Here is a 21,778-nt window from a genome sequence, read left to right on the forward strand (position 1 = left end):
GCCCGCGCGCGCCCGGGAAAATCCGCGGCCCAACGGTGGCACATGACGTGCCTCGTGGTGGGCATGCGCCGCCGTTCGTTCGTTCGCTCCGTGGTCCTCACCTCCGTGGTTGCGATGGTAGCCGCCGCCTCGTGCTCGGGGGACGACGCCCCGTACGCCGTCGACGGAGGGGAGCTCGACGCGCAGGTGGGAGCCGATGCGGGCATCCTCGACGCGACCGTGCCCGACGTCTCCCTCGACGCGCCGCGCGACACGAGCGCGCCCCGGGACGCGACGGACGATGGGCCGAGCGACGCCACGATCGACGCGGAAGCGGGGCTCGACGCGAGCCTGGAAGGTGGGGCCGATGCGTCCGCCGATGCCTCCGACGCGTCGCTCGACGCCGCCGACGCGGCTCCCGAAATCGACATTTACGATCCGGCGCTCGTGCCTCAGTTCGAGCTCACGCTCGACGCGGCGGCGCTCGCGATCCTGTCCAATCCGAGCACCGTCGAGGCCGATCGCAAGGCCTGGGCGCACGGCACTCTCCGGTACGGGGGAGAGGTGTATCCCGATATCGGTGTACGTCGCAAAGGCTCCTCCACGTTCCGCGCGCTCCCCCAGAAGGCCGCGTTCAAGCTCCGCTTCGACAAGTACGGCGGGCCGAAATTTCACGGGCTTCGTGAGATCACGTTGAACAACGCGATGAGCGACGGGACCTTCCTCGTCGAGCGCCTCGCGTACCATGTCTTCCGCGGCCTCGGGCTGCCCGCGCCGCGGTGCAACTCGGCTACGCTGCTCATCAACGGGGCCGACTATGGCGTCTACGTGAACGTGGAGGCGCCCGACAAGGTGCTCATGGCCCGCCTCTTCGGCGCGAACGCCCAGTCGCTCTACGAGGTGGCCTACGGGAGCAGCTGGATGGGCGGGGAAGACGCGGGCTTCGAAGAGGAAGTGGGAGACGGCACCAAGGCCGACCTCCAGCCGCTCTTCGCCGACGTGCGCGCGGCCCAGCCCGCGACGCTCTTGAACGACGTCTCGGCGCACCTCGAGACGGGCCGCTTCGTCACGTTCGCCGCGGCCGAGGCCGTGACGGGACACATCGACGGCTACGGATTCGGCATTTGGGGGTCGCACAACTACTTCATGGCCTCGGAGAAGAATGGCAAATTCACGCTCTTGCCCTGGTCGCTCGACCTGACGTTCTCGAACAACAACGGCGTCGTCGACGTCACCCAGCCGAAGCCCGCGAACCCGAGCGGCGCCGGGACGACGTTGCTCCAGCGCTGCAAGACGAGCCCGACCTGCTGGCCGGCCTACGTCGCCGAGGTCCGCCGCGCGACGACGGCCTACGAGGGAATGGGGCTCCTCGGGCTCGCTCAGGCGTGGCACGCCCAGATCGACGCGCGAGTCCTCGTCGACACGAAGAAGGAGCTCACGAACGCGGCCTACGCGGGCGAGACCACGAAGCTCATGACCTGGATCACGAACCGCCCTAGCGTCGTGCGTACACAGCTCGGACCTTGAGCGCGGCGCGCGTTCGGCGCGGGTCGGCCTCGATCAACCGACCTTCACGCGTGTGGAGACGTGCCCGACGCGGCAGCTCCCCGCGCGGAGCGAAAGCTCGCCGTGGCCTCGGACGACGAAGGTCACGGAGCCCTCGCCGGTGTTCCCTCGGCTCCGCTGGAAATAGAGCGCGCCGGAGCCGTCGTGGAGGCCTCGGCCCCAGCCGTCGAGGTGACCTACCGTGCGCGGAGCTCGGTCGGTGTCGACGAGCTCGAGACCTTCGCCCGTCGCCGTGATCCTCACGGGCTCGGCGTGCTCGAGGGATTTTGCCGACGAGAGCACGTAGGTGGGCAAGTAACCCGTGTTGCGCACGGTGACGGTGACCTTGAAGAGGTCTTCGGCAAGCGGCTCGACCTCGGGCGGATCGATGAAGAGCCTCGGGGCGAGCGACGCCACACGCGCGAACGCCCGCGATTGGGCCTCGCACACCTCGGGGAGGATCTCGTACGGGGGGTTCCAAAGGCCGACGCGCGGGTCGACGCCGCCGACCTCCACGTCCCCGAGCTGCGCGTGGCGTACGGCCTTCCATGGCCGAACGACGCGCCCTTGGTTGTGGGTCGCGTCCCACTTTCCGAGATCGATCATCTCGTTTCGACCGAGCTCCGAGTATGCCAGAACGAAGCGCTTCTTGCGCGGCATTCCGATGCGGGTGAAGAGATCCCAGAGCTCGACCACGTACGCGATGGCGCCGCGCTGGTGGTAGGCGTAGTCCGTGAGGTCGCCGTGGAGGGGCTTGTCGGGCTCGTAGGTGAACTCCTCGAAGCCGGACACCATAGGATACCCGGTGATGTCCTCGGCCCACGCGCCGATCTGCCGAAACAGGGCGAGGTCGTGGGCGTCCATTTTGTTGTCGGGGAGGTGACCCAAGGGGCGAATGAACACCCCTCCGAACGTGTGCCCGTTCAACCAGGCGAAGATCTCGGGGTGCCGCGTCGTGTGCTCGACCACCGCGCGCGCCTCGGGCTCCGACAGCGCGAACGCGCCGGCCCCGGCTTGTTCGTGCGGGGGCGCCCACGACCAGGGGAAGTTGCGGTTCAAGTCGGTTTGATTGTCGGAGAGAAAATGGGGAGACGGGACGGTGTGCCCGTCGAAGTTCTCGATCCGGCCCTCGGGATAGAGCTTGTAGAAGGGGCCTTCGTCCTCGATGCGCCTCGGCAACATCAGGCCGGGCACCTCGACGCTCTCGACGTACTCGCCCCCCGGATCGCGGACGCGCATGAGGAGGGAGAGCCCGTCGCCATCCACGTCCTCGGAGATCCATCGCGCGTGGCTCTTCGCGGGGCGCTCGTCCCGCGGGACCGAGCGCACGTAGCGGCCCGTCTGGAGCACGGCCTCGGCGCCGTCGGGCGACATGCGCGGGAGGACCATGAAGAGCACGTCCTCGAGGGCACGTGCCGCGGGGGCGGGAAGGTCCCGGAAGCCTGCGGCCGGGTCCGCGTGGAAACGAATCGCATCCTCGGCGATGGCGAGCGCCATGCTCGACCCGCAGAGCTCGCTCGCGTGCATGTTGCCGTCGACCCATACCGTGGGGCGTCGGCGGTCCGGCTCTTTGCCGATCGTGAGGAGCCATAGCTCGCGCCCCTCGGGGGTTCGTCCGATCGAGGTGAGCCGCACCACCTCGGGGAAGGCGTCGGCCCAGGCTCGCACCTGGCGGGTGAGCTCGTCGTAGGAGAGGTAGCGGTGACGAAAGCCCACGGAGAGCGTGGCGAGCACGGCATCGGCAGACGGCATGGCGCCGTACGTTACGCGGAAGGTCCGGGGCCTGCACAGGGAGCCGCTCGGCCGCCGGCGCACGGTCGAGGTCTCTCGGTGGTCCCGGGGCGCGAGCGTACGGATCTTGTAAGTGTCCGAAAGGAATGGCGAATGTGAAAATCGTAGGGGCCCTGTAACGTTTCGCCGTCGCCCGTCGTGTCTCGTTCGCTCGGTCGTCGGGCGAAAGGTGCGGACATCATGAAGGTCGTCGTCGTCGGTGGGGGGCTCGGTGGGTTGGTCGCGGCGGTGTTGCTCGCGGAGGGCGGAGCTCGGGTGACGGTGCTCGAGCGGGCGGAGGTCGTCGGGGGTCGCGCGAGGACCACGTCGCGTGACGGCTTCGCGACGAACCTCGGTCCGCACGCCGTCTACCGTGGGGGGCACGCCGAGCGCGTCCTTCGAAGCCTCGGCGCATTCGCCGACGGGAGGCCGCCCCTCGTGCGTGGGTATGCGCTCTACGAGCAACGTCTCCATACGCTGCCGGCAGGGGCGATCTCGGTGCTCACGACCGGGCTCTTCGATCTCCGGGATCGGGTGCTCGCGGCCAAGGTGCTCGGCGGCGTCTCGAGGCTGCGCGCCGAGCCGAACGAGAGCTTCGGTGCGTGGCTCACGCGCTCGATCGCGAGACCTCGCGTCGCGCAGGTCCTCGCGATGTTCGCGCGTATCGCCACGTACGTGCACCCCGTGGAGGTGCTCTCCGCGAACGACACGCTGGAGCAGCTCGCCCTCTCGATCCGCGCAGGTGTCCGCTACGTGCACGGCGGATGGGGCGTGATCGTCTCGCAGCTCGTACGTCGCGCGGCCACGCTCGGCGTCGACGTGGTGACCGGGATCGGGGCAGCTCGCGTCGGGCTCGTTTCCGGGCGGGTGAGCGCCGTCGTACGGACCGACGGGCGTGAGATCCCGTGCGACGCCGCGGTGCTTGCCGTGTCTCCTCGCGCGGCCTCCGAGCTCCTCCCCGAGAGCCGTTCGCTCGAGCGGGCGGCTCGCCTCGCCGAGCCCGTGGAGATGGCGTGCCTCGACGTCGCCACGGGGCCGCTCGTGCGCCCGGCGACCACCGTCTTCGGAGTCGACGAGCCGCTCTACGCTTCGGTGCACTCGGCGTCGGCGAGGCTCGCACCGGAGGGCGGAAACGTCGTTCACCTCGCTCGTGCGCTCGCGCCCGGAGAGCGCGCCACGCGTGACGAGCTCGAGGCGCTGCTCGAGCGTTTTCAGCCGGGCATCGTAGTGCATCATGCACGCTTTTTGCCTCGCATGACGGTGGCGTTCGCGCGCCCGGACGCGGCGCTCTCCGGGCTCTCGGGCAGGATCGGGGGCACCGAAACACCGAACCTCGCGCTCGTGGGCGATTGGGTCGGGCCTCGAGGAATGCTGCTCGACGCCGTGCTCGCGAGCGCCGAAGATGCGGCGCGATGCTTGCTCGAGGGTCGGAGAGCGCGATGGAAGGCGAGCGCGTGAGCCTCTCGTCGGAGGCGGTCGCGCGGTACCAAAAGCGCATCTTCGGGCTCGCGTACCGCATGACGGGTACGGTCTCCGACGCCGAGGACGTGGTCCACGACACGTGGGTCCGTTTCATGAGCCACCCTCCCGCGCGCGGAGGTGAGCTCGACGACGTGGGCCCGTGGCTCGTCACGGTGGCCACGAACGTCGCGCGCGACAGGCTCCGGAGGCGCCGACGCGAGCGCTACCTCGGCCCGTGGCTCCCTTCTCCCGTCGACACGTCGAGGCTCGACGTCGAGCCCGTGTCCCCCGATGGAAGCGGCGAGGCGCGCTACACGCTGCTCGAGAGCGTGAGCTATGCCTTCCTCGTCGCGCTCGAGGTGCTCACGCCTACGCAGCGGGCGGTGCTCCTTCTGCGTGATGTGCTCGATCAGCCCGAGCGCGCGGTCTCCGAGGCCCTCGGCCTCTCGCGCGAGGCCGTGGCCGTACACCTGCATCGCGCGCGAAAGAAGATGGTGCGGCACGATCGAGCGCGCCAAGGAGCGAGCCCCGAGGCCTCGCGCGGCGCGGTGATCGCGTTCGTGTCGGCCCTCGCGCGGGGAGACCTCGAGGAGGTGAAGTCGCTCCTCGCCGAGGACGTGGTCAGCCTGTCGGACGGCGGGGGCGAGGTGTCGGCGTCGGTGGTCCCGCTCGTCGGACGGGACCGTGTGGCTCAGGCGTGGGTGTCGATCACACGGTTCGCGCCCGCGGTGGACGCGGCCGAGCTGCGCGAGCTGTCGGCTACGTCCTTCTTCGTGGCCTCACGGAGCGTGGTCGAGCGTGAGGCGCGGCTCGTGGCGCTCACGTGCCGCGTCGACTCGGAAGGGAAAATTGCGGCGATCTACGCGGTGCTCGCGCCGAAGAAGCTCGTGGGCGTCGTCGACTCGTCCCGGATCGGCCCTTAGAGCCGGGCACGGGCACGGGCACGGGCACGGGTGAAAGGGGGAGAGGAGAGAGAGCAAGATGCCTAGGGGCAGGTGGCGTTCGACGGGCACGGGCACGGGCGAGAGGGTGGGAGACTAGGGACAGGCGGCGTTCGACGGGCGTGGGGTGGCGCCATTTTGGCCTTTTCCGCACCACGAGGGGTACGCGGCCGGGAGCGCGCGAGACGTGTACGGAGACTGCCCCGCGCCGAGCCAGTACGGATGATCGAGCACGAAGCTCCACACCGCGTCGAACACCACACCGCCCGCGGGCGGCGCGTCGAACGGGGGCACGGCGTGCCCGCAGTTGTGCACGCACTCCAGGAAGAAGTGCCCGTCCGTGGTGAGCGCTCCCTCGAGGCGCTTCGACGCGCGATCGAAATTCATGATGGGCACTTGCTCGGGGTACGTGTCTCCCGAGCCACCCCAGAGCACCATGGCCGGCAGGCGGTGCGGCGTCGTCGCCCAAGGGCGCACCACGTCGCCGACTCCACCCGAGAGCGAGACCATGCTCGCGAGCCGCTCGGAGCGCACGGTGGCGAGCTGCGAGGTCCATAGGGCGCCCGCGCTCACGCCGACCGAAGAGACACACTCCTTGTCGACGGCCATCGCTCGGCCCACGCACGCGAGCATATCGTCGAAGAAGCGTGCCTCCTCGTCGACGCGCCCTTGGCTCTGCGTCGCCTCGAAGGGCCAGCGGAAGAGCGCGTCTCCCTTGGGGGCGGGCACAACGGCCACGAACCTGCGCGCGTCGACGGCGGCCTGCACGGCGAGCTTGGTGAGCACGTCCTCGGGGCTTCCGCCGAGCCAGTGCCAGAGGAACACGACGGGGAGCACCTCGCCTGCGACCGCAGTCGTGGGCTTCACGACGAGGAAACGCCGCTGCGCGCCGCCGCTCGTGATGTCCGTGTAGGTCGGCGCGAACGACAGAGCAGGGCAAGTGCCGGCGTAGGTGGGGAGCGCCGGCGCTCGCGGGGTCCCCGGAGGCCCTGGGACCTTGCAGCTCGCGGTCGCGATGGCCGTGGCAGCGTCTGCGGAGGCGGCGTCCGCGGGGCCTCCGTCGCTCGTGCTGCTGTCGCTCGAGCTCGCGTCGCTCGGCGCGCTGCCGTCGTTCCGGGCGGTCGACGAGGGGCTCGCGGACGGAGAGCTCGAGGTCGAGGGAGAGGTCGACGCGGCCGGTGGCTCCTCGCTCGAGGGCGCGCTCGAGGTGCCGCAGGCGAACGACGAAGCCGCGATCGACGCGGCGAGGACCGAGAACAGGAAGAAGGGGCGGCGCATACGAAGGACGAACGCACTACCACGCGCCGGCGGACGTGCAACGTGCAGGTGCCCGTAAACGCCCAGGATTTCGTGACGCAGAGCGACGCGGCCCAGCCGCCCGCGGCCGCTACTTCTTCTTCGGCGGAGCCTTCGGGGCAGGCTTCGGCGGCGCCTCGGGCATGGGAGGTGCCCCGTACATCGCCACGACGGCGCTGGGGTCACCCGTGGGAAGCGTGGGCGCGCTCGTGGTCGACGGCGCGGGCTTCGGAGGATCGACGGCCCGAGGGATGGATGCGTCTGGCGTGTCGACGGGGGGCGGCGCGCCGTACATCGCGACGGGCGAGGTGTCGGGAGGGGGAGGGGTGAGCGGTGCGGGGCCGGGCTCCGAGGGTGTGCACGCCGCCACGCTCGCCGCGACGGCGAGGCCACCGAAGACCAGCGCGGCTCGCGACAGACCCGAAGGGTTCGTGCTTACCGGAGCGGCTGCGCGGAGCGTGACGGTCGCCCCGCAGAACGGGCACGCGGACTCGGTCTCACGAAGGTGGCGGGTGCAGGCGGAGCAGGTCACGAGGGCCATGCCCGATTCGTCTCACAGTCTTCGCAGGAGGGAAAGCCTCACCCGTGCTCACGCCGGCCCCGGCTTACGGCGCCGTGCGTACCCCGAGCGCCGCCACGAGCATGGCGCCCCAGCCCACGAGCATCGCCACGCCACCGAACGGTGTCACTGCGCCGAGCGCTCGCACTCCGGTCAGGGTCATCGTGTAGAGGCTGCCCGAGAAGAGCACGATGCCCACCGAAAACGCGACGACCGACACCTTGGGCGCGGCGCTCTCCGTTCGCGAGGCGAGCACGGCGACAAGGCCGAGCGCGAGCGCATGGATCGCTTGGTAGTGCGCGCCCGTCCCCCACCATTCGAGGCGCTGCGCCCCGTCGGCGAGGGGGAGCATCTTCGCTTTCAGGCCGTGTGCGCCGAACGCACCCAGCGCCACGGCGAGGAAGCCGAAGGCCGCCGACAGGAGCCACGCTGCTCGTTCCATGTCCGCTCTATACGGTCGTCTGCCTCGGACGGAAAGGCCCGTCAGGGGAGGACCATCTCGACGTGAGGGATGCCGTCCTCGTCGTAGGGCTCGCCCTCCGGGACGAAGCCGAGCCTCCGGTAGAAGCGCTCGAGGTACCGCTGCGCCCCGATCCGGATGGGGCGCCCGTGACGTGCCGTCGCGCGCGAGATGGCTTCGCGCATCAGCTCTTCGCCGTGACCTCTCTTGCGGACCTCGGGGCTCGTGACGACGCGCCCGATGGCGGTCTCCGGGTAGCTTTCGCCGGGGCCGAAGATGCGCGCATAGGCGACGAGCGCGCCGGCCTCGTCGACTCCGAGGAGGTGACGCGCGCGTTCGTCCTTGCCGTCGAGATCGAGGTAGACGCACGTCTGCTCGACGACGAAAACGCGGGAACGCAGGGCGAGCACCGCGTAGAGCTCGTGGACGGAGAGCTCGTCGAACGCCTTGTCGTGCCAGGTCAGCATGGGCGTGAAGGTAGCAGAAGGGCCGTTCGTGCCGGTACGGTGGAGGGGCTTCGGCAGGCACAGCCGGTAGTGCTTCAGGGCACAGCCGGCGGTGCTTTGGGTGAGGTGCCGGGGAGCGAGCCATGTAGGCTTACGCGCCGTGGAGCTGGATCATCTCTTCGTGTTCGTCGATGGACCGAGCGAGGCCGAAGAGGCGCTGACGCTGCTCGGGCTCGACGAGACGTACCGGCGCGTTCATCCGGGGCAAGGGACGGCGAACGTTTGTTGCGCCTTCGACGACGCGTACCTAATGTTCGGCTCACGAGGTCGTACGCGGCGTGAACTGCCGTGTCGCACTGCGTCGAACTCAACGAACTAGGGCGAACGTGATGTTCATGGCCTTCGTCACGCCACCGCAGAAAATTGTGAACCGGACGACGCCGCCCGGTCCCGCTGGCGTGCGCTCCCATCGCCAGTAGCCAACGAATTTCTTTGCTGAAGGGCAGGTTGCAATCTCGCTCGGAGTGGGTACGGACCGCTCATATCGCGTGATCTCTCCGTATTGTGCGCTGAGATCGGCGAATGCCGCATCTGCGTTGCCATCGCTGACCGTCGCGAGGAGCAGCACCTCGCAGACAGCTCCAAGTGCGCCGTCTTGGCAGGTCCTGAGGAGCAGCTCACCGCTGGCCGCCCACCACCCAGGCGTGCCGATCGGGCCCGAACAGACGGCACTTGCCGTATCGTCGCCAGCTACAACGGGCGCCGAGTGCTCCCTGCATCGCCCCAGTTCTTGGTTCATCGGTGCACCGATACGGATCCCAAACGGTGCGATTGGAAATGCTCGGGTAGGTGCAGGAGGTGGCCCCTTCGGGGCGGGGGCCGGTTCGGTAGCTGCTTCCTTGGGCATCTCGAGCTTCCGGAGCGTTTCACAGGCAGTCTTGCTGTCCCTGTCACACGCAAGGCCCAGGAAGCGCACGGCAAGCTCATAGTCTGCGTCCTTACGGTGGCGCACGAAGTCTTTGGCGTGTGCCTTTCCAGCCCGAAGGCAGGTCTCGGAGGCGCCTCCGTCGAGGCACCTCGCTTCGCAAGCCGGGACGGCGCCGCCGAGGCAGCGTTCGAGCTGGGCAACCTTCTGAGATGCGGGGTTGGGCGCTTGCGGGGGCGGCTCTTCTGGCGCGCAGGATGCGAGCAGGCAGACGATGAGAACGAATCGAGAGAGGCACACGAAGGTGATGTTACGGCAATTTGTGGCGCCGAGTACCGCCTCATGTTCGCGACAACGACTTCTCCAGGTGCCCCCATGCGGCCGAGGCGATCAGTGAACTCTCGATAGAAGCCCTTCTGGCTCGCGCCCGGAGGTCTCAGCCTCGCGCCTCTTCGCTGCGCACGCGTTGCGCGCGTCGTTTGCCCGTGGGAATATTGGCGCCCGTCGTCGCAAGCCGGCTCACGGGCGTCTCGACGACCTTCCGACCGGCATCCGCCGCCTTCCACGTCCCTATGCCTCCGCACGTTCCCATCGGCAGCGCGAAGAGTGCGACGAGGAAGAGGATCGTCGCCGTGGGGCGGCGTTCGCGCCGCTCGAGCGCCGTCGGTGGCGATGGCGCCGGAGATGGTCCGCTCACGGGTCACCGCTCCGGGTGGCTTCGGCCCATCGCCGCATCATGACCTGGAGAATGCACCAACACGAAGCCGAGGTGAACGGGGCGAGGCGGATGGCGCTCGAGGTCGAGAGCACCGCCGCGCCGTACCGCACAATGCCCTGGCGCCCGTTGCGCGGGCAGCCCTAACCTCCGCCCATGCTCCCGGAGAAGGTAGGTCGTCGCGGTGGCGGATGGGTCGCCCTCCTGGTGGTGCTCGTCGGGTGCAACAGGCCGCCACGAGGTGGCTCGGGGGCGGCTGGCACGGCGGTCCTCGCGCCGACGGACCCGAGCGCCCCGAGCGCGGAGGCGAGCGCCACGGCGACGACGCGAGCCGTGAGCGACGGGGGACCTGCCTCGATCTCTACGGCGATGCACCCGGGGAGCAGCCGGCGATGGATCTCGTCGGGCACCTCTACGTCGACGAACGGGCGCGCCACGCGGGCAACGGAGTCGGCCTTCGCCCGTATATTCTGAAGCTCGATCGCCCGCTTTGCGTGAACGGCATGCCCCCTCGGGACGACGGCACGGTCGATCCGTACGTGCCCGAGGTTCACGTCGCGACGATGAAGCGGAGCCCCGATCTGCGAACCCTGAAGGACACGAAGGTGCGAGTCCATGGGCGCCCGATGGGAGCGATGACGGCGTGGCACACGAGGCCCGTGGTGCTCTGGGCGACGGAAGCGGAGCGGCTCACCCCCGCTCCCGCAGCACCGCCGCCGCAACCTCTCGGCGCCGGGAAGCACTTCGGATACATCGACGCCGTCGACCGCGCGCACAAGACGCTCACCTTCGACGTGGCGACGCTCTACCGCGGCAAGGCGGCGGTCCTCGAAGCGAAGAAGCGCGAATCGCTCCTCGGTGTGACCGGCGGAGACGACGCGAGCACGTTCGTCGTCGACGAGGACCCTACGCGGCGAACGCTGCCCGTCGCGAGCGACGTCGTCGTGGACGTGCTCGTGACCACGCCGGGCGGAGCCACGTCACGGTCGCGCGCGTCTCTCGGCTTCTTCGACGCGAAGGACGCAGGCGATTCGGAGCGCGAGCCCTTCGAACGCGCTTGGGAGCTCACGCTGAAGGACGGCAAGGTCGTGCGCATCGACGAAGTGGAGCGCTGAGCGCGACGTGCTCGTCCTCGCGACGCCGGTCACGGCCGTCCGACCCCGCACGATGCGAATCACGGCTTTGGAGCGCGAGAGGCCTACCGCCCTGGGCTGAGGCATGACCGAGAGTGGCATCCCCGACATGGCGTCGACCTTGGTTCGATCCTCGCACCTTAGTCACCGCCGGTCGGCTGCTGCAGGGCCCCGTAACTCCAGGGGTTTCGCACCATGTTCGGCTCGGGGCCGGCGGACGGCGGGGCTTTTCTCTTGGCCGGAGAAGGGCCCCACCGTAGCTTGGTCGATCGTACCAACGCCGAATCTGGCCAAGGGGGAGATCGAAATGAAACGTTCTACGAAGAGCTCTGCGCTCGTCCTTCTGTCCGCCTGTGTGGTCGTTCCTCTGGCGTCGATCGCGGCGTGCAGCAGCGATCCCGCGAGCACCGAGGATGGCGGCACGGCGCCGACGCCGACGCCGACGCCGACACCGACGCCGACGCCGACGCCGACGCCCACCCCGACGACGGACGGATCGATTCCCGATGGATCCACCCCACGCGACGCGGCGCCGGCCGATGCGCAAGCGGACGGCGGGGCTTGCGGGGCCAAGGGCAAGTCGGACCTCAAGATCGACCCGGCCATCAGCAGCACCACGGCGGACAACAAGGTCACGGTTCAGATGGTCGATACGTGCCAGGGGACGAGCGCGGCCTTGCCCTACACGACGCCCCGCCTCCGCTTCGAACCGACGGATCTCACGAACCACTATTTCTTGGTGACTTCGACCAATCCGGCAGACTTCTACAAGTCGGCGAGCGTCGTTTGGAACTACGGACTTGCCGGTGTTCGGCACGACGCCGACATGAAGATCGTGGCCAAACCCGGAGTCGGAGGCGCGGTGGACATCTTCGGCGCGAACTACGATGCGACCAAGGCCCACTTCGTCGTCCAGCTCAACAGGGTGGCCGCGACGTGCGACGTCTCGGGGTACACGGTCAGCGTCGTCGGTCACCCGGAGGCGGTCGTCCAGTACACGAACGGGGGTTCCTTCGCGGTCGATCCCGCGTTGGCGGCGAGCGCCGGGGACCGAGGCGCGTTCGCCTACATCTCGAAGGTGAACGTGGGGGCCGGGCTCGTGGAGATCGTGGGGACGAAGACGGGCTGCAAGCTCGTGGGCGTGGCCTTCCCGGCCCCCATCACGACGAACAAGTACCCGCTCGTGGCCGATACGGCGACCTACCTCGTCGCCAACACGGCCGTGCAGTAGACGAGAGTGGACGAGATGGACGCCTCCCTCGCCCCCGAGGTCGGCGTCCGCGTGGTGGCTCGCGAGTCCCAGGGGAGGTGCGCTCTTCGGCCGAGCTTCCCGAAATGTTTCGGTCGCTTGCCGCACCTCCAGCGCCGCCACCAGGCGCTTCGGGGGGGGTCGCGGTGCCAGGTCGAAGGACTTCCAGCGCCCCCGCGGGTGGTTCTGCTACACGGATGGCGTGCAGGCGGGTGGGCGCGTCGTCGCGGGGAAGTACCGCATCGAGGGTGTCGTCGGAGAGGGCGGCATGGGCACCGTCGTCCTCGCGACCCATCTCGGGCTCGGTCAACGGGTGGCCCTCAAGGTGCTGCGCACCCGAGACCCGAGCCTCGCAAGCCGCCTCGTGCGAGGGGCTCGAGCGGTCGCGGAGCTTCGTGGCGAGCACGTGGCGCGAATGCTCGACGCGGGCATCCTCGAGGACGGCGCGCCGTACCTCGCGATGGAGCTGCTCGCCGGACGTGATCTCGGAGCCTACCTGGTCGAACGCGGGCCGCTCTCCGTAGGCGAGGCATGTGCATGCATCCTGCATGCGTGCGAGGGGCTCGCCGAGGCGCACGCGCGCGGCATCGTCCACCGCGACATCAAGCCCAGGAACCTCTTCCTCACCCAACGCGTCGACGGCCGCCCCATCGTCAAGGTCCTCGACTTCGGGATCGCGAAGCGGCTCGGCCCCGGGGTGGTCTCGGCGAGTGGTGCTCTCACGCGGGCTGGCGAGATCGTGGGCTCGCCCGCCTACATGGCCCCCGAGGGACTCAAGGGGTTCCCGGAGGGCGATGCGCGCGCGGACGTGTGGTCGCTCGGCGTCGTGGCCTACGAGCTTCTCACGGGGCGGCTCCCCTTCGACGCGCCGAGCTTGGGAGCCCTCGTCGCCATGGTGCACGAGCCGCTCGCGGTGCCGCTCGGCGCCGCCCGAGCCGACGTCCCTCCCGCGGTCACTGCAGCCGTGGCTGCGTGTTTGGTCGCCGACCCGGCGCGCCGTATGCCCGACGTCGCAGCACTCGCCGCGGACCTCGCGCCGTTCGCGAGCACGGGCTACGGAGAGGTCCGTGATGCTCCGGCGCGCGTGAGGGCCATCCTATCGGGCTCGGCCGCGCCCACGCACCGCGCGAGCAGCGTCCCTCCGAATGCGAGCCAAGACGCCTATCGAACGACACAGTCGTTCCAAGGGGCCGAGATCGATGCTCGTCCCAGACCGGGGGCGAAGGGCCGCGGCGTGCTCGTCGCGGGGATTCTCCTCGCGATCGGGCTGCTCGTGACCCTCGCCGCCGGGGTCACGCTGCTCGTCCATCGCCAGGAACCGAGAGACGCAGCCGCGGTCGCCCCGAGCCCGAGCGCGAGCGCGAACCCGGTCCCGACCCCTCGGGGCGCCCCGACGGAGGCTCCGCGACCGGTCGAGCCGAGCGCCTCTCCCCCCTCACCAGTGGCTCCTGCCCCAGCTCCTGCCAGGCCGAAGGCCTCACCCTCCGCGTCGACGATACCCCCCATAGCTCCGGCCGATGGCGGTGGCGTGAAGGAGATCGATCTCGCGGCAAAGGGGACTCTGAGCGTCTCCGTGTTTCGACCGCATCTGTCCCTAGGGCTGGCGAAGCGCTGTTATGCGCCGTTCCTCGCCCAGAACCCTTCGATCGAGGGGCGGTTCGTCTACTCGACCTCGGTACAGCCCGACGGCACCCTGGCGCGCACCACCGCCGGCGGCACGCTCGACTCGGCGACCAAGGACTGCCTCCTCGGGAGCCTCGATCGCGTCGCCTATCCCCGCTCGAGCGGGAAGACGGACGTGACCTGGATCCTGCAGATTCGAGGCGCGTCTGCCCCGCATTGAGCGCCGAGGGAACTACGAGGCCGGCTGTTTCTTCCCAAGCCCGTGCCTGACGAGCAGTTTGTAGAGATACACGCGCCCAATCCCTGCCGCGCGCGCCGAGGCCGCCATCTTCCCGCCGTGTGCGCGGAGGAGGGCCTCGAGGTAGGCGCGTTCGAAGGTCGCTATCGCTCGATCCCTGGCCGCGGAGAAGGGCTCGTCCACGTTCGGCTGCGCGGCGCTCGGACGCGTGGGCTCGGGAGTCTCGAACGCGTCGTCGTCTTGAGGCAGGATCTCGTCGAACACGAGGCATCGCTCGAGTGTGTTGCGGAGCTCGCGCACGTTGCCGGGGAAGGGGGCACGCGCGAGGTCGGCGAGGAACGGAGGCGCGAGGAAACGTGCCAGTTGCTCGGGTGACGCGCCGAAGCGCTGCAGGATGGCGCGGGCGAGGGAGGGCAGGTCCTCCGGGCGCTGGCGGAGCGGCGGAAGTGTCACGCGGACGACAGCCAAGCGGTAGTACAAGTCCGGCCGGAATCGCCCGATGTTCGACTCGGCGCGTAGGTCGCGGTTCGTCGCCGCGACGATCCGGACATCCGTCTTGATGGCTTGGCTCCCCCCGACCCGGCGGACCATCCGAGACTCGAGCACGCGGAGGAGCTTCGGCTGGAGCGATGCCGGCAGCTCACCGATCTCGTCGAGAAAGAGCGTGCCACCGTTCGCCTCCTCGAAGACGCCGATACGTCGCTGCGTCGCGCCGGTGAACGCCCCCTTCTCGTGCCCGAAGAGCTCACTCTCCAGCAAGCTCTCGGGAATCGCGCTGCAGTCGAGGACGACGAAGGGCCCTCCGCGGCGTGGGCTCTCGGTGTGGATCGCCTCGGCGGCCTCCCCCTTCCCCGTGCCCGTCTCGCCGTCGAGCAGGATGGTCGCGTCGCTCGCCGCCGCCTTCTCGAGCTTCCCGAACGCCGCGCGCATGGCGACGGAGGTCCCCACCATGTTTCCGAAGGACGAGCGCGGCGAGACGGGGATGGCGCTCCGTGTTTCGGCGAGATCGAAGCGCAGCACGGACGCGCCGAGGCGCAGCACCGCCTGGGGTCGGACGAAGGCGTCGAGCACCGTGACGCCGTCCACCTGCGTGCCGTTCTTGCTCCCGAGATCGCGAAGTCGGGCGCGTCCGTCCTCGAGGCCGATCTCGGCGTGGTAGCGCGAGACGGTCGGGTCGGGGAGGACGAGATCGTTCCCTTCTTGTGCGCCGATGCTGCACGGCCCGCCACGCGACTCCCACATCGTCCCCTTCGCGGGCCCGTCGAGCACCGTGAGCCGGAATTTCCGCACCTCCGGCGCGATCGGGCCGGCGTCGTGGGAGGTCACGGTCCCCGTGCTGCGGTCTTTGAGCGACATCGGGTGAACGCTACCACATGGGGGTAGGCTCGCCCTTCCGTGCGGCCTCCGCGCGGCGCGCTCGAGCTCCGATGGCGAGTCTCGAGCGACCGTCGGCGGAACCACGAGGTGTCAGTCCGACCAGCTGCGGAAGACGACGATGCGGTCGACCAGATAGCCAGGGGCGACTCCGTCGGTGTCGACGTTGAAGCGCACCGACGATTGGCTCGTCGTCGGGCGGAGCTCGGCGGAGCACACGGTCGTCCAGGTCGACGTTGGATTGAAGGTCACGGACCCCATGATCGAACCGCCGCTCGAGAGCTGCATGCGGCCCGGGTTCGGCGTGCTCGAGGCCGTCGCGTCCTTGACGTCGAAGCAGATCGTGTAGCCCTTGCCGGCGACGAGCGCGAAGTTGTCGTTCGATCGCACGTCGACGTCGCGGCTCACACCCTGGCGGCGGTCGACCCGGAGCGCCCAGTTCGGCCCGGTGCCCTCCCCGTCGGGGAGTATCATCGCAGGCTGCGCGTCCACCGCGTCGAGCCATGCCGCGCGCTCGTCGGCGAGCTCGAACGTGGTGTAGGTCCAGTCGCGCGCCACCGACATATGGCTCAACGTGGCTTGAGCCGAGCTCCCGGCGAGGACCTCGAGGCGGGCGCCCACCGGCGCCGTAAACTCGAGCGTGTGCGTGCCCGACATCGTGGCGAAGACGTTCTTCCGCGTGACCTCGGCTCCTGCGCCGTCACGGACGACCAGGGTGATCATGCCACGCGTCATCGCCACGCGTACACCCCACCGGTACCGAACGCCGGGCTCCAGGTTCAGCTTCTGGTGGGAGAGCACCGTGCTCGTGCCCGACGTGGTCCGAGCGATGTCGACACGCGCCGCGCTCGGCCGAAACACAGCTTCGTTGGTCTTCGACCACAGCGCGTTCCGGCGCGGGCTCTCGAACCCTAGCCAATAGAAGTCCCGTCGGTGCTCGCCGCTCCGCTTCTCGAGGTCCTCCTGGATATCGACGAGCCAGTTCGAGTCGCGATCGATCCACGTCTCTTTGTAGCGGTTCGGATCGAGCCCGAGGGCGGAGATGGTGCCCTCGTCCCAGGGCTTGAACCCGGCACACTCCGAGCTCGACCCCGTGCGCGACGCGCCATAGTAGAGAATGTTGTTCATCGAGCCTGCGGCGCGGCCCCGAGCTCCCGTCACACTGGCCGTGGTGAGCGGGCCGACCTGGATTCGTCCCGAACCAACGTTCACATGAGACGAGCCGCTCGCGCCTGGCTGGCCCCAGAGGTCCATCGTGATGCCGGTCGCGTTGTTGGACGCCACGTACCAGCCGTTGTCGCTCGTTCCCGTGACCTTGCCCGGTGAGTACAAAAGCGCCCCTTGGCTCCCGATGCCGAGGTTGTCGATGCTGTTGCTCCAGACGGAGAAGAGGTCCGTGCCGACGGCTGGTACGTTGGTGTCGAAGTCGAGATATCCGTATTTGTCGCCGGGGTTCTCGCCGTTGGCGTTCGCTCGGCAGTGGTAGAAGATGGTGTCGGCGTCACAGAAGGTGGACACCAGGGGGTCGCAGACGAAGGCCTCCTGGTCGCCTCGCGTCACGTCGACGTCACGGTAGGTGCGAAAGATGGCCGTCGACCGTTGTTGCCCACAGTGCGCGGCGGTCATCAGCACGTTCGGGCCGACCATAGTCGCCGAGCAGCCACCGGCGGAGAGGAACGTCGGCGTCGCGTAGCTCGTACGCGCGACCATCGGGTTCGGGTAGTACCGAGCCGCGGCCTCGGCGACGCCGCCAATCTGGTTCGTGAGCGCGTTGTCGCTCGTGCCGGTCGTGCTCGCGGGCGCTTCACTAGCGACCGCCGTCTCGTCGGAGGCCTCGAAGCCACATCCTGCGAGGAGCCCGAGGGAGACGAGCGGAGCCAGCGCGGCAAACCTGGTGAGCGGACGAATCGTGAAACGTCGAATCATGAGAAGGTCCTGTCGTTGGGGTTCGGCAGTCCCTTGAGCAGCAAGCGTGCCGCCCGGAATCACGCGAAATTTCCCGCGTATTCGGGCCGATGGTTGCCCAGGAGGAAACGTTCGCCGGAAGCCCTGTTGCCTCGACGGAGACGGCGCCGCGCCTCGCCGATCCCTCGAGGCGTCCGGCGTATGGGCGCTACCGTCGAAGCTCGTGGAGGGGCGCAGCGTGGCGTCTCGGGCGGAGTTCTCGCGCGCGGAACGGTCCGTTCCAGAGTCCGGCGTCGCGGCACTCCTGCGCCGGTGCGACGCTACGTGAGGGGGCTCTTTCGAGGAGGTTCGTCATGGCGCGTTGGGTCGGAGCTTTGGTGTCGGTCGGTGCTCTCGTCGCGGCGGTGGCGTGCGGCTCGTCGGAGGACCCTGCGTCGACGAACCTCGGAGCTCGCTGCTCGGCCGCAGCCCAGTGCGGCTCGGGGACCTGCATCACGAGCGGCGACTTTCCGGGTGGGCTCTGCACGAAGCGCTGTTCCGCTCAGGCCGACTGCCCCGACGGGTGGGCGTGTGCGACCGACTCGAGCGGGATCTGCCTCCAAAAGTGCTCGGGCCCATCGGACTGCGCCTCGTACGGCGCCGAATGGACCTGCAAAGAAGAGAGCCTCCAGGGCTCGAGCGCTGGCAAGGCCATGCTCTGCTCGGGGCGGTGACCTCCCCGGCGGCTCACCCCCACGCGGCGACGAGGCGCTCGAAGAAGAGCCGGCCCGCGCGGCCGAGCGGCTTGTCCTTCGGGTGCACGAGCACGGGCGAGAACGTGTACTTTCCACCTCCCTCGTAGGGCACCACCACGAGCGAGCCCGCCCGGAGCTCCTCCTCGACGAGCGTCACCGGCACCCAGCCGTAGCCGAGGCCGAGCATGATCGCCCTCTTTTTCATGGAGAAGTCGCTCAGGTAGAAGACCCTCGGCCCGCCGAAGATGCGTGTGTCGGAGATGCGCTTCGACTCGCTCGAGTCGTGCACGGTGAGCTCCACGTGGCGCTGGAGGTCGTCGAGCGACACGCTCTCCTCTTGCGCGAGCGGATGGCTTCGAGAGGCCGCGAGCACCACGTCGACCGGGGAGAGCGGGTGCTCGACGAGCGCGTCGGAGCGCGAATAGTCCTTCACGAGCATCATGTCGGCCCGGTCGCGCTCGAAACGATCCTGAACCCCTCCCAAGAACTCCACGCGGACCTGGATGTGCGTCGGCACGCCGTCCTCGACGAGGCCACGAAGCGTCGCGAGCACGGGATCCATCGGCAAAATGCCGTCCACCACGATCTCGATGCGGGGCTCCCACGCCTCGTGGAGGCGGGTCGCGAGTGCCTCGAGCCTCCGCGCCCGCGCGAGCAGCATGCGCCCCTCGTCGAGCACCACGCGGCCCGCCTCGGTGAGCACCGCCCTGTGCCCCGAGCGGTCGAAGAGCGGGATCCCTAGGCCGTCCTCGAGCTGCTTCACGGCGTACGACACGGCCGACTGCGCGCGACGGAGCTCGGCGGCCGCCGCGGCGAAGCTCTTGTGGCGATCGATGGCGTCCAGCACCTCGAGGGCGTCGAGGGTGAAGGGCACTCGTGCGCGCGCGACCGGGTCGGGCATGCGGGCATTTTGCCCCGAAATCGCGCCTCGTTCGGATTTTTCGATGAAGCCCTTCGAAAGCTTCTACTTTCGCATGCGCCCCGCGGACCGTACGCCGAGGTCATGCATCACGTACGAGGGGTCACGACCCGCCAGGCGCACGTCGACGTGCCCGCGGGAACGGTCGAAGAGGAGCTCGGTCGCAACGGGTTCTTCGGGAAAGTGTCGCACCTTTACCGCTCTCACCCTCCGGTGGCCTGGAGCGACGTCGAGGGAGACCTCCGGCCGCGCGCCCTCGTCGCGACCGAGCTGCCGGGCCTCGACGACAAGGCCGTGTGGCCCAAGGCTCGGGTGGCGTTCCTCGAGAACGACGACGTGGTCTTGCACATGGCGCGCATCGCCGCCCCGATGGCGAACGCGTTCCGCAACGCCGACGCGGACGAGATCCTCTTCTGCCACCAGGGCGGCGGCGTGTGCCGCACCGACTTCGGCCCCATTCGCTACGACAGGGGCGACTACGTGGTGGTCCCTCGGGGCGTCATGTACCGCCTCGTCCCGGACTCACCCTCGGTCTTCATGATCATCGAGTCGACCGACGAGGTGAAGCTCCCGGATCGCGGCATCCTCGGGCGTCATGCCCTCTTCGACGAAGACGTGATCGGCGTGCCCACGCCCGAGAAGGCCCCCGAGGAGCCCGGTCGCACGTCGTGGGGAGTGGACGTGCAGCGCCGCCGCGTGATCTCGAAGATCACCTATCCGTTCGACCCGCTCGACGTCGTCGGCTGGAAGGGAGATCTCTATCCGTACAGGCTCTCGACGAAGGACATTCGCCCCATCACCTCGGAGAAGTACCACCTCCCACCGAGCGCTCACGCCACGTTCGTGATGACGAACGTGATCGTGTGCACGTTCCTTCCGCGCCCCCTCGAGACGGGCGACCCGGGCGCCATGAAGGTGCCCTTCTACCACTCGAACATCGACTTCGACGAGGTGCTCTTCTACCACGACGGGGAGTTCTTCAGCCGCGCCGGCATGAAGGCCGGAATGGTCACGTTCCACCCGCAGGGCATCCACCACGGCCCGCAGCCGGCCGCGATCCGCGCGAGCGTCACCAAAGAGCGCACGAACGAGCAGGCCGTCATGGTCGACACCCGAAGGCCGCTCTCGGTCACCGCCGCCGGCGCGAGCGCGTCGATTCCCAATTATCACCTGAGCTGGACGAACGAGGAGATCTCCCGATGAGCGTGCTTTCGAAGAACCCCACCAAGATGCGAGGCCTCGCGTTCGTCGAGCTGTCGGGCGACATGGGCACCCTCGGTGAGCTCCTTGGCAAGCTCGGTTTCTCGGCGACCCGCAAGGATCCCTCGCGCGCCGTGACGGTGTACGAGCAGGGCGACGCGGCCTTCGTCGTGACCTCCGAGCCGGGCACGTACTCGGCCTCGTTCCGCGAAGCGCACGGGCCGTCCGTCGCGTCCCTCGGGTTCCTCGTCGAGGACGCGAAGCTCGCCTTCGAGGTGGCCGTGGCCCGTGGTGCGCGCCCGTACGACGGGAAATACGCGCTCTCCTTCGAGGCGCCGGCCATCTACGGCGTCGGGGGGAGCCTCGTCTATTTCGTCGACGGCACCTCCCGCCTCGGCGCCATCGTCGACGCGACGTGCTCCGCCAAGCTCGAACCCAAGGGGAGCGACGTCGGCCTCTTCGCGATCGACCACCTCACGAACAACGTCGAGAAGGGCGAGCTCGGGCGCTGGGCGAAGTTCTACGAAGAGGTGTTCGGCTTCACCCAGGTGCGGAGCTTCGACATCGTCGGCGCGAAGACGGGCCTCTACTCGTTCGCGCTCCGCTCGCCTTGCGGCACGTTCTGCATTCCCATCAACGAGGACAAGGGCGATAAGGGCCAGATTGCCGAGTATCTCCGCGAGTACAAGGGCGCCGGTATCCAGCACATCGCGCTCACGAGCCGCGATCTGCTCGCCACGCTCGACCGCATGGCGAATCAGGTCCCCATGCTCGACATCGACGCGACCTACTACGAAAACTGCTTCACGCGCGTGCCGGGGGTCCGCGAGGATCCGAAGCGTATCGAGGCGCACAACGTGCTCGTCGACGGCGACGCTGAGGGGTACCTGCTCCAGATCTTCACGAAGAACTGCATCGGGCCCGTCTTCTTCGAGCTCATCCAGCGCGAAAACCACCTCTCGTTCGGCGAAGGCAACTTCGGCGCGCTCTTCCGCTCGATCGAGCGTGATCAGGAGCGACGTGGCGTGATCTGAGACTCGAACCCGTGACCCCTCGTCACTGACCGGCCTCGGCCCCGACCTTCGTCGGAGTCGAGGTCGAGTCGCGATCCGCCTGCTTTTTCCGCGCGAAGCGCGGAGGTGGTGCGCGGCCGGCGTCGGGGACGACGAGGCGCGCCGTCGACGCTCCGCGACTCGCGAGCGTTCCCGCGGCGCCGTGTGTTGCCTGGTCAGCCGGGGTACCTGGGAGCGCGCAAAACGTTCGCGTAGCCCTGCCGTGCTGCGCAGATCTCTGGCGCGTCCCTGGG

The 21,778-nt window shown here is 68.9% G+C and carries 19 protein-coding genes; 10 read left to right on the plus strand and 9 right to left on the minus strand.

Annotation, left to right across the window (positions count from 1 at the left end):
• Positions 1–63: 63 nt before the first annotated feature.
• A complete protein-coding gene (locus IPK71_07765; GenBank protein ID MBK8213632.1) occupies positions 64–1,506 on the plus strand; it encodes a CotH kinase family protein in 1,443 nt (480 codons plus the stop codon).
• Positions 1,507–1,539: 33 nt separating this feature from the next.
• On the opposite strand, the gene IPK71_07770 is transcribed toward IPK71_07765, so the two are convergent.
• Entirely contained in the window at positions 1,540–3,276 is a 1,737-nt protein-coding gene (locus IPK71_07770) for a peptidase M14 (GenBank protein MBK8213633.1), read from the minus strand.
• 219 nt (positions 3,277–3,495) lie between these two features.
• Here IPK71_07770 and IPK71_07775 point away from each other — a divergent pair, with 219 nt between their 5' ends.
• Together IPK71_07775 and IPK71_07780 are read left to right on the plus strand one after the other, a co-directional pair.
• Complete coding sequence (locus tag IPK71_07775) at positions 3,496–4,752, plus strand: FAD-dependent oxidoreductase (GenBank protein MBK8213634.1); 1,257 nt, start codon at positions 3,496–3,498, stop codon at positions 4,750–4,752.
• A complete protein-coding gene (locus IPK71_07780) occupies positions 4,749–5,678 on the plus strand; it encodes a sigma-70 family RNA polymerase sigma factor (protein MBK8213635.1) in 930 nt (309 codons plus the stop codon). Before IPK71_07775 ends, IPK71_07780 begins: the two co-directional genes overlap by 4 nt.
• 114 nt (positions 5,679–5,792) lie before the next feature.
• On the opposite strand, the gene IPK71_07785 is transcribed toward IPK71_07780, so the two are convergent.
• The 4 genes from IPK71_07785 to IPK71_07800 all read right to left on the minus strand — a co-directional run bounded on the left by IPK71_07785 (position 5,793) and on the right by IPK71_07800 (position 8,478).
• On the minus strand, positions 5,793–6,974 hold the full coding sequence (locus tag IPK71_07785; protein ID MBK8213636.1) for a hypothetical protein: 1,182 nt from the start codon (positions 6,972–6,974) through the stop codon (positions 5,793–5,795).
• A gap of 109 nt (positions 6,975–7,083) precedes the next feature.
• A complete protein-coding gene (locus tag IPK71_07790; protein MBK8213637.1) occupies positions 7,084–7,533 on the minus strand; it encodes a hypothetical protein in 450 nt (149 codons plus the stop codon).
• 64 nt (positions 7,534–7,597) lie between these two features.
• A complete protein-coding gene (locus IPK71_07795; protein ID MBK8213638.1) occupies positions 7,598–7,993 on the minus strand; it encodes a DUF423 domain-containing protein in 396 nt (131 codons plus the stop codon).
• A gap of 41 nt (positions 7,994–8,034) precedes the next feature.
• A complete protein-coding gene (locus tag IPK71_07800) occupies positions 8,035–8,478 on the minus strand; it encodes a GNAT family N-acetyltransferase (protein ID MBK8213639.1) in 444 nt (147 codons plus the stop codon).
• Between the two features lie 139 nt (positions 8,479–8,617).
• Here IPK71_07800 and IPK71_07805 point away from each other — a divergent pair, with 139 nt between their 5' ends.
• On the plus strand, positions 8,618–8,836 hold the full coding sequence (locus tag IPK71_07805) for a VOC family protein (GenBank protein ID MBK8213640.1): 219 nt from the start codon (positions 8,618–8,620) through the stop codon (positions 8,834–8,836).
• Here IPK71_07805 and IPK71_07810 read toward each other — a convergent pair.
• Positions 8,825–9,256 (minus strand): hypothetical protein, encoded by a 432-nt coding sequence (locus IPK71_07810; GenBank protein ID MBK8213641.1) that lies wholly within the window; start codon positions 9,254–9,256, stop codon positions 8,825–8,827. The genes IPK71_07805 and IPK71_07810 overlap by 12 nt on opposite strands.
• 1,032 nt (positions 9,257–10,288) lie before the next feature.
• Here IPK71_07810 and IPK71_07815 point away from each other — a divergent pair.
• From IPK71_07815 to IPK71_07825, 3 genes are all read left to right on the plus strand, one after another.
• The gene (locus IPK71_07815) at positions 10,289–11,212 is read left to right on the plus strand and encodes a hypothetical protein (GenBank protein MBK8213642.1); all 924 of its coding nucleotides are present in this window, start codon (positions 10,289–10,291) and stop codon (positions 11,210–11,212) included.
• Between the two features lie 325 nt (positions 11,213–11,537).
• Positions 11,538–12,461 (plus strand): hypothetical protein, encoded by a 924-nt coding sequence (locus tag IPK71_07820; GenBank protein ID MBK8213643.1) that lies wholly within the window; start codon positions 11,538–11,540, stop codon positions 12,459–12,461.
• A gap of 220 nt (positions 12,462–12,681) precedes the next feature.
• Positions 12,682–14,322, plus strand: coding sequence for a serine/threonine protein kinase (locus tag IPK71_07825; protein MBK8213644.1), 1,641 nt, complete (start codon positions 12,682–12,684; stop codon positions 14,320–14,322).
• A 12-nt stretch (positions 14,323–14,334) separates the two neighbouring features.
• On the opposite strand, the gene IPK71_07830 is transcribed toward IPK71_07825, so the two are convergent.
• Positions 14,335–15,696 (minus strand): sigma 54-dependent Fis family transcriptional regulator, encoded by a 1,362-nt coding sequence (locus tag IPK71_07830; GenBank protein ID MBK8213645.1) that lies wholly within the window; start codon positions 15,694–15,696, stop codon positions 14,335–14,337.
• 111 nt (positions 15,697–15,807) lie between these two features.
• Positions 15,808–17,640 (minus strand): hypothetical protein, encoded by a 1,833-nt coding sequence (locus IPK71_07835; protein MBK8213646.1) that lies wholly within the window; start codon positions 17,638–17,640, stop codon positions 15,808–15,810.
• Positions 17,641–17,972: 332 nt separating this feature from the next.
• Between IPK71_07835 and IPK71_07840 the strand changes: the two genes are divergently transcribed.
• A complete protein-coding gene (locus tag IPK71_07840) occupies positions 17,973–18,332 on the plus strand; it encodes a hypothetical protein (GenBank protein ID MBK8213647.1) in 360 nt (119 codons plus the stop codon).
• Between the two features lie 13 nt (positions 18,333–18,345).
• On the opposite strand, the gene IPK71_07845 is transcribed toward IPK71_07840, so the two are convergent.
• A complete protein-coding gene (locus IPK71_07845) occupies positions 18,346–19,254 on the minus strand; it encodes a LysR family transcriptional regulator (protein MBK8213648.1) in 909 nt (302 codons plus the stop codon).
• Between the two features lie 102 nt (positions 19,255–19,356).
• On the opposite strand from IPK71_07845, the gene IPK71_07850 reads away from it, so the two are divergent.
• A complete protein-coding gene (locus IPK71_07850) occupies positions 19,357–20,475 on the plus strand; it encodes a homogentisate 1,2-dioxygenase (GenBank protein MBK8213649.1) in 1,119 nt (372 codons plus the stop codon).
• Positions 20,472–21,506 (plus strand): 4-hydroxyphenylpyruvate dioxygenase, encoded by a 1,035-nt coding sequence (hppD, locus tag IPK71_07855; protein ID MBK8213650.1) that lies wholly within the window; start codon positions 20,472–20,474, stop codon positions 21,504–21,506. The genes IPK71_07850 and hppD overlap by 4 nt, the downstream gene beginning before the upstream one ends.
• Positions 21,507–21,778 lie beyond the last annotated feature (272 nt).

This window comes from Myxococcales bacterium (genome assembly GCA_016712525.1).
Taxonomy (GTDB): domain Bacteria; phylum Myxococcota_A; class Polyangia; order Polyangiales; family Polyangiaceae; genus JAAFHV01.

Bases quoted from the DNA above. Each gene is read 5' to 3' on its own strand.
- IPK71_07765 (MBK8213632.1), top strand. From the start codon at position 64: ATGCGCCGCCGTTCGTTCGTTCGCTCCGTGGTCCTCACCTCCGTGGTT.
- IPK71_07770 (MBK8213633.1), bottom strand. From the start codon at position 3,276: ATGCCGTCTGCCGATGCCGTGCTCGCCACGCTCTCCGTGGGCTTTCGT.
- IPK71_07775 (MBK8213634.1), top strand. From the start codon at position 3,496: ATGAAGGTCGTCGTCGTCGGTGGGGGGCTCGGTGGGTTGGTCGCGGCG.
- IPK71_07785 (MBK8213636.1), bottom strand. From the start codon at position 6,974: ATGCGCCGCCCCTTCTTCCTGTTCTCGGTCCTCGCCGCGTCGATCGCG.
- IPK71_07790 (MBK8213637.1), bottom strand. From the start codon at position 7,533: ATGGCCCTCGTGACCTGCTCCGCCTGCACCCGCCACCTTCGTGAGACC.
- IPK71_07795 (MBK8213638.1), bottom strand. From the start codon at position 7,993: ATGGAACGAGCAGCGTGGCTCCTGTCGGCGGCCTTCGGCTTCCTCGCC.
- IPK71_07800 (MBK8213639.1), bottom strand. From the start codon at position 8,478: ATGCTGACCTGGCACGACAAGGCGTTCGACGAGCTCTCCGTCCACGAG.
- IPK71_07810 (MBK8213641.1), bottom strand. From the start codon at position 9,256: ATGAACCAAGAACTGGGGCGATGCAGGGAGCACTCGGCGCCCGTTGTA.
- IPK71_07815 (MBK8213642.1), top strand. From the start codon at position 10,289: ATGGGTCGCCCTCCTGGTGGTGCTCGTCGGGTGCAACAGGCCGCCACG.
- IPK71_07820 (MBK8213643.1), top strand. From the start codon at position 11,538: ATGAAACGTTCTACGAAGAGCTCTGCGCTCGTCCTTCTGTCCGCCTGT.
- IPK71_07830 (MBK8213645.1), bottom strand. From the start codon at position 15,696: ATGTCGCTCAAAGACCGCAGCACGGGGACCGTGACCTCCCACGACGCC.
- IPK71_07835 (MBK8213646.1), bottom strand. From the start codon at position 17,640: ATGATTCGACGTTTCACGATTCGTCCGCTCACCAGGTTTGCCGCGCTG.
- IPK71_07840 (MBK8213647.1), top strand. From the start codon at position 17,973: ATGGCGCGTTGGGTCGGAGCTTTGGTGTCGGTCGGTGCTCTCGTCGCG.
- IPK71_07845 (MBK8213648.1), bottom strand. From the start codon at position 19,254: ATGCCCGACCCGGTCGCGCGCGCACGAGTGCCCTTCACCCTCGACGCC.
- IPK71_07850 (MBK8213649.1), top strand. From the start codon at position 19,357: ATGCATCACGTACGAGGGGTCACGACCCGCCAGGCGCACGTCGACGTG.
- hppD (MBK8213650.1), top strand. From the start codon at position 20,472: ATGAGCGTGCTTTCGAAGAACCCCACCAAGATGCGAGGCCTCGCGTTC.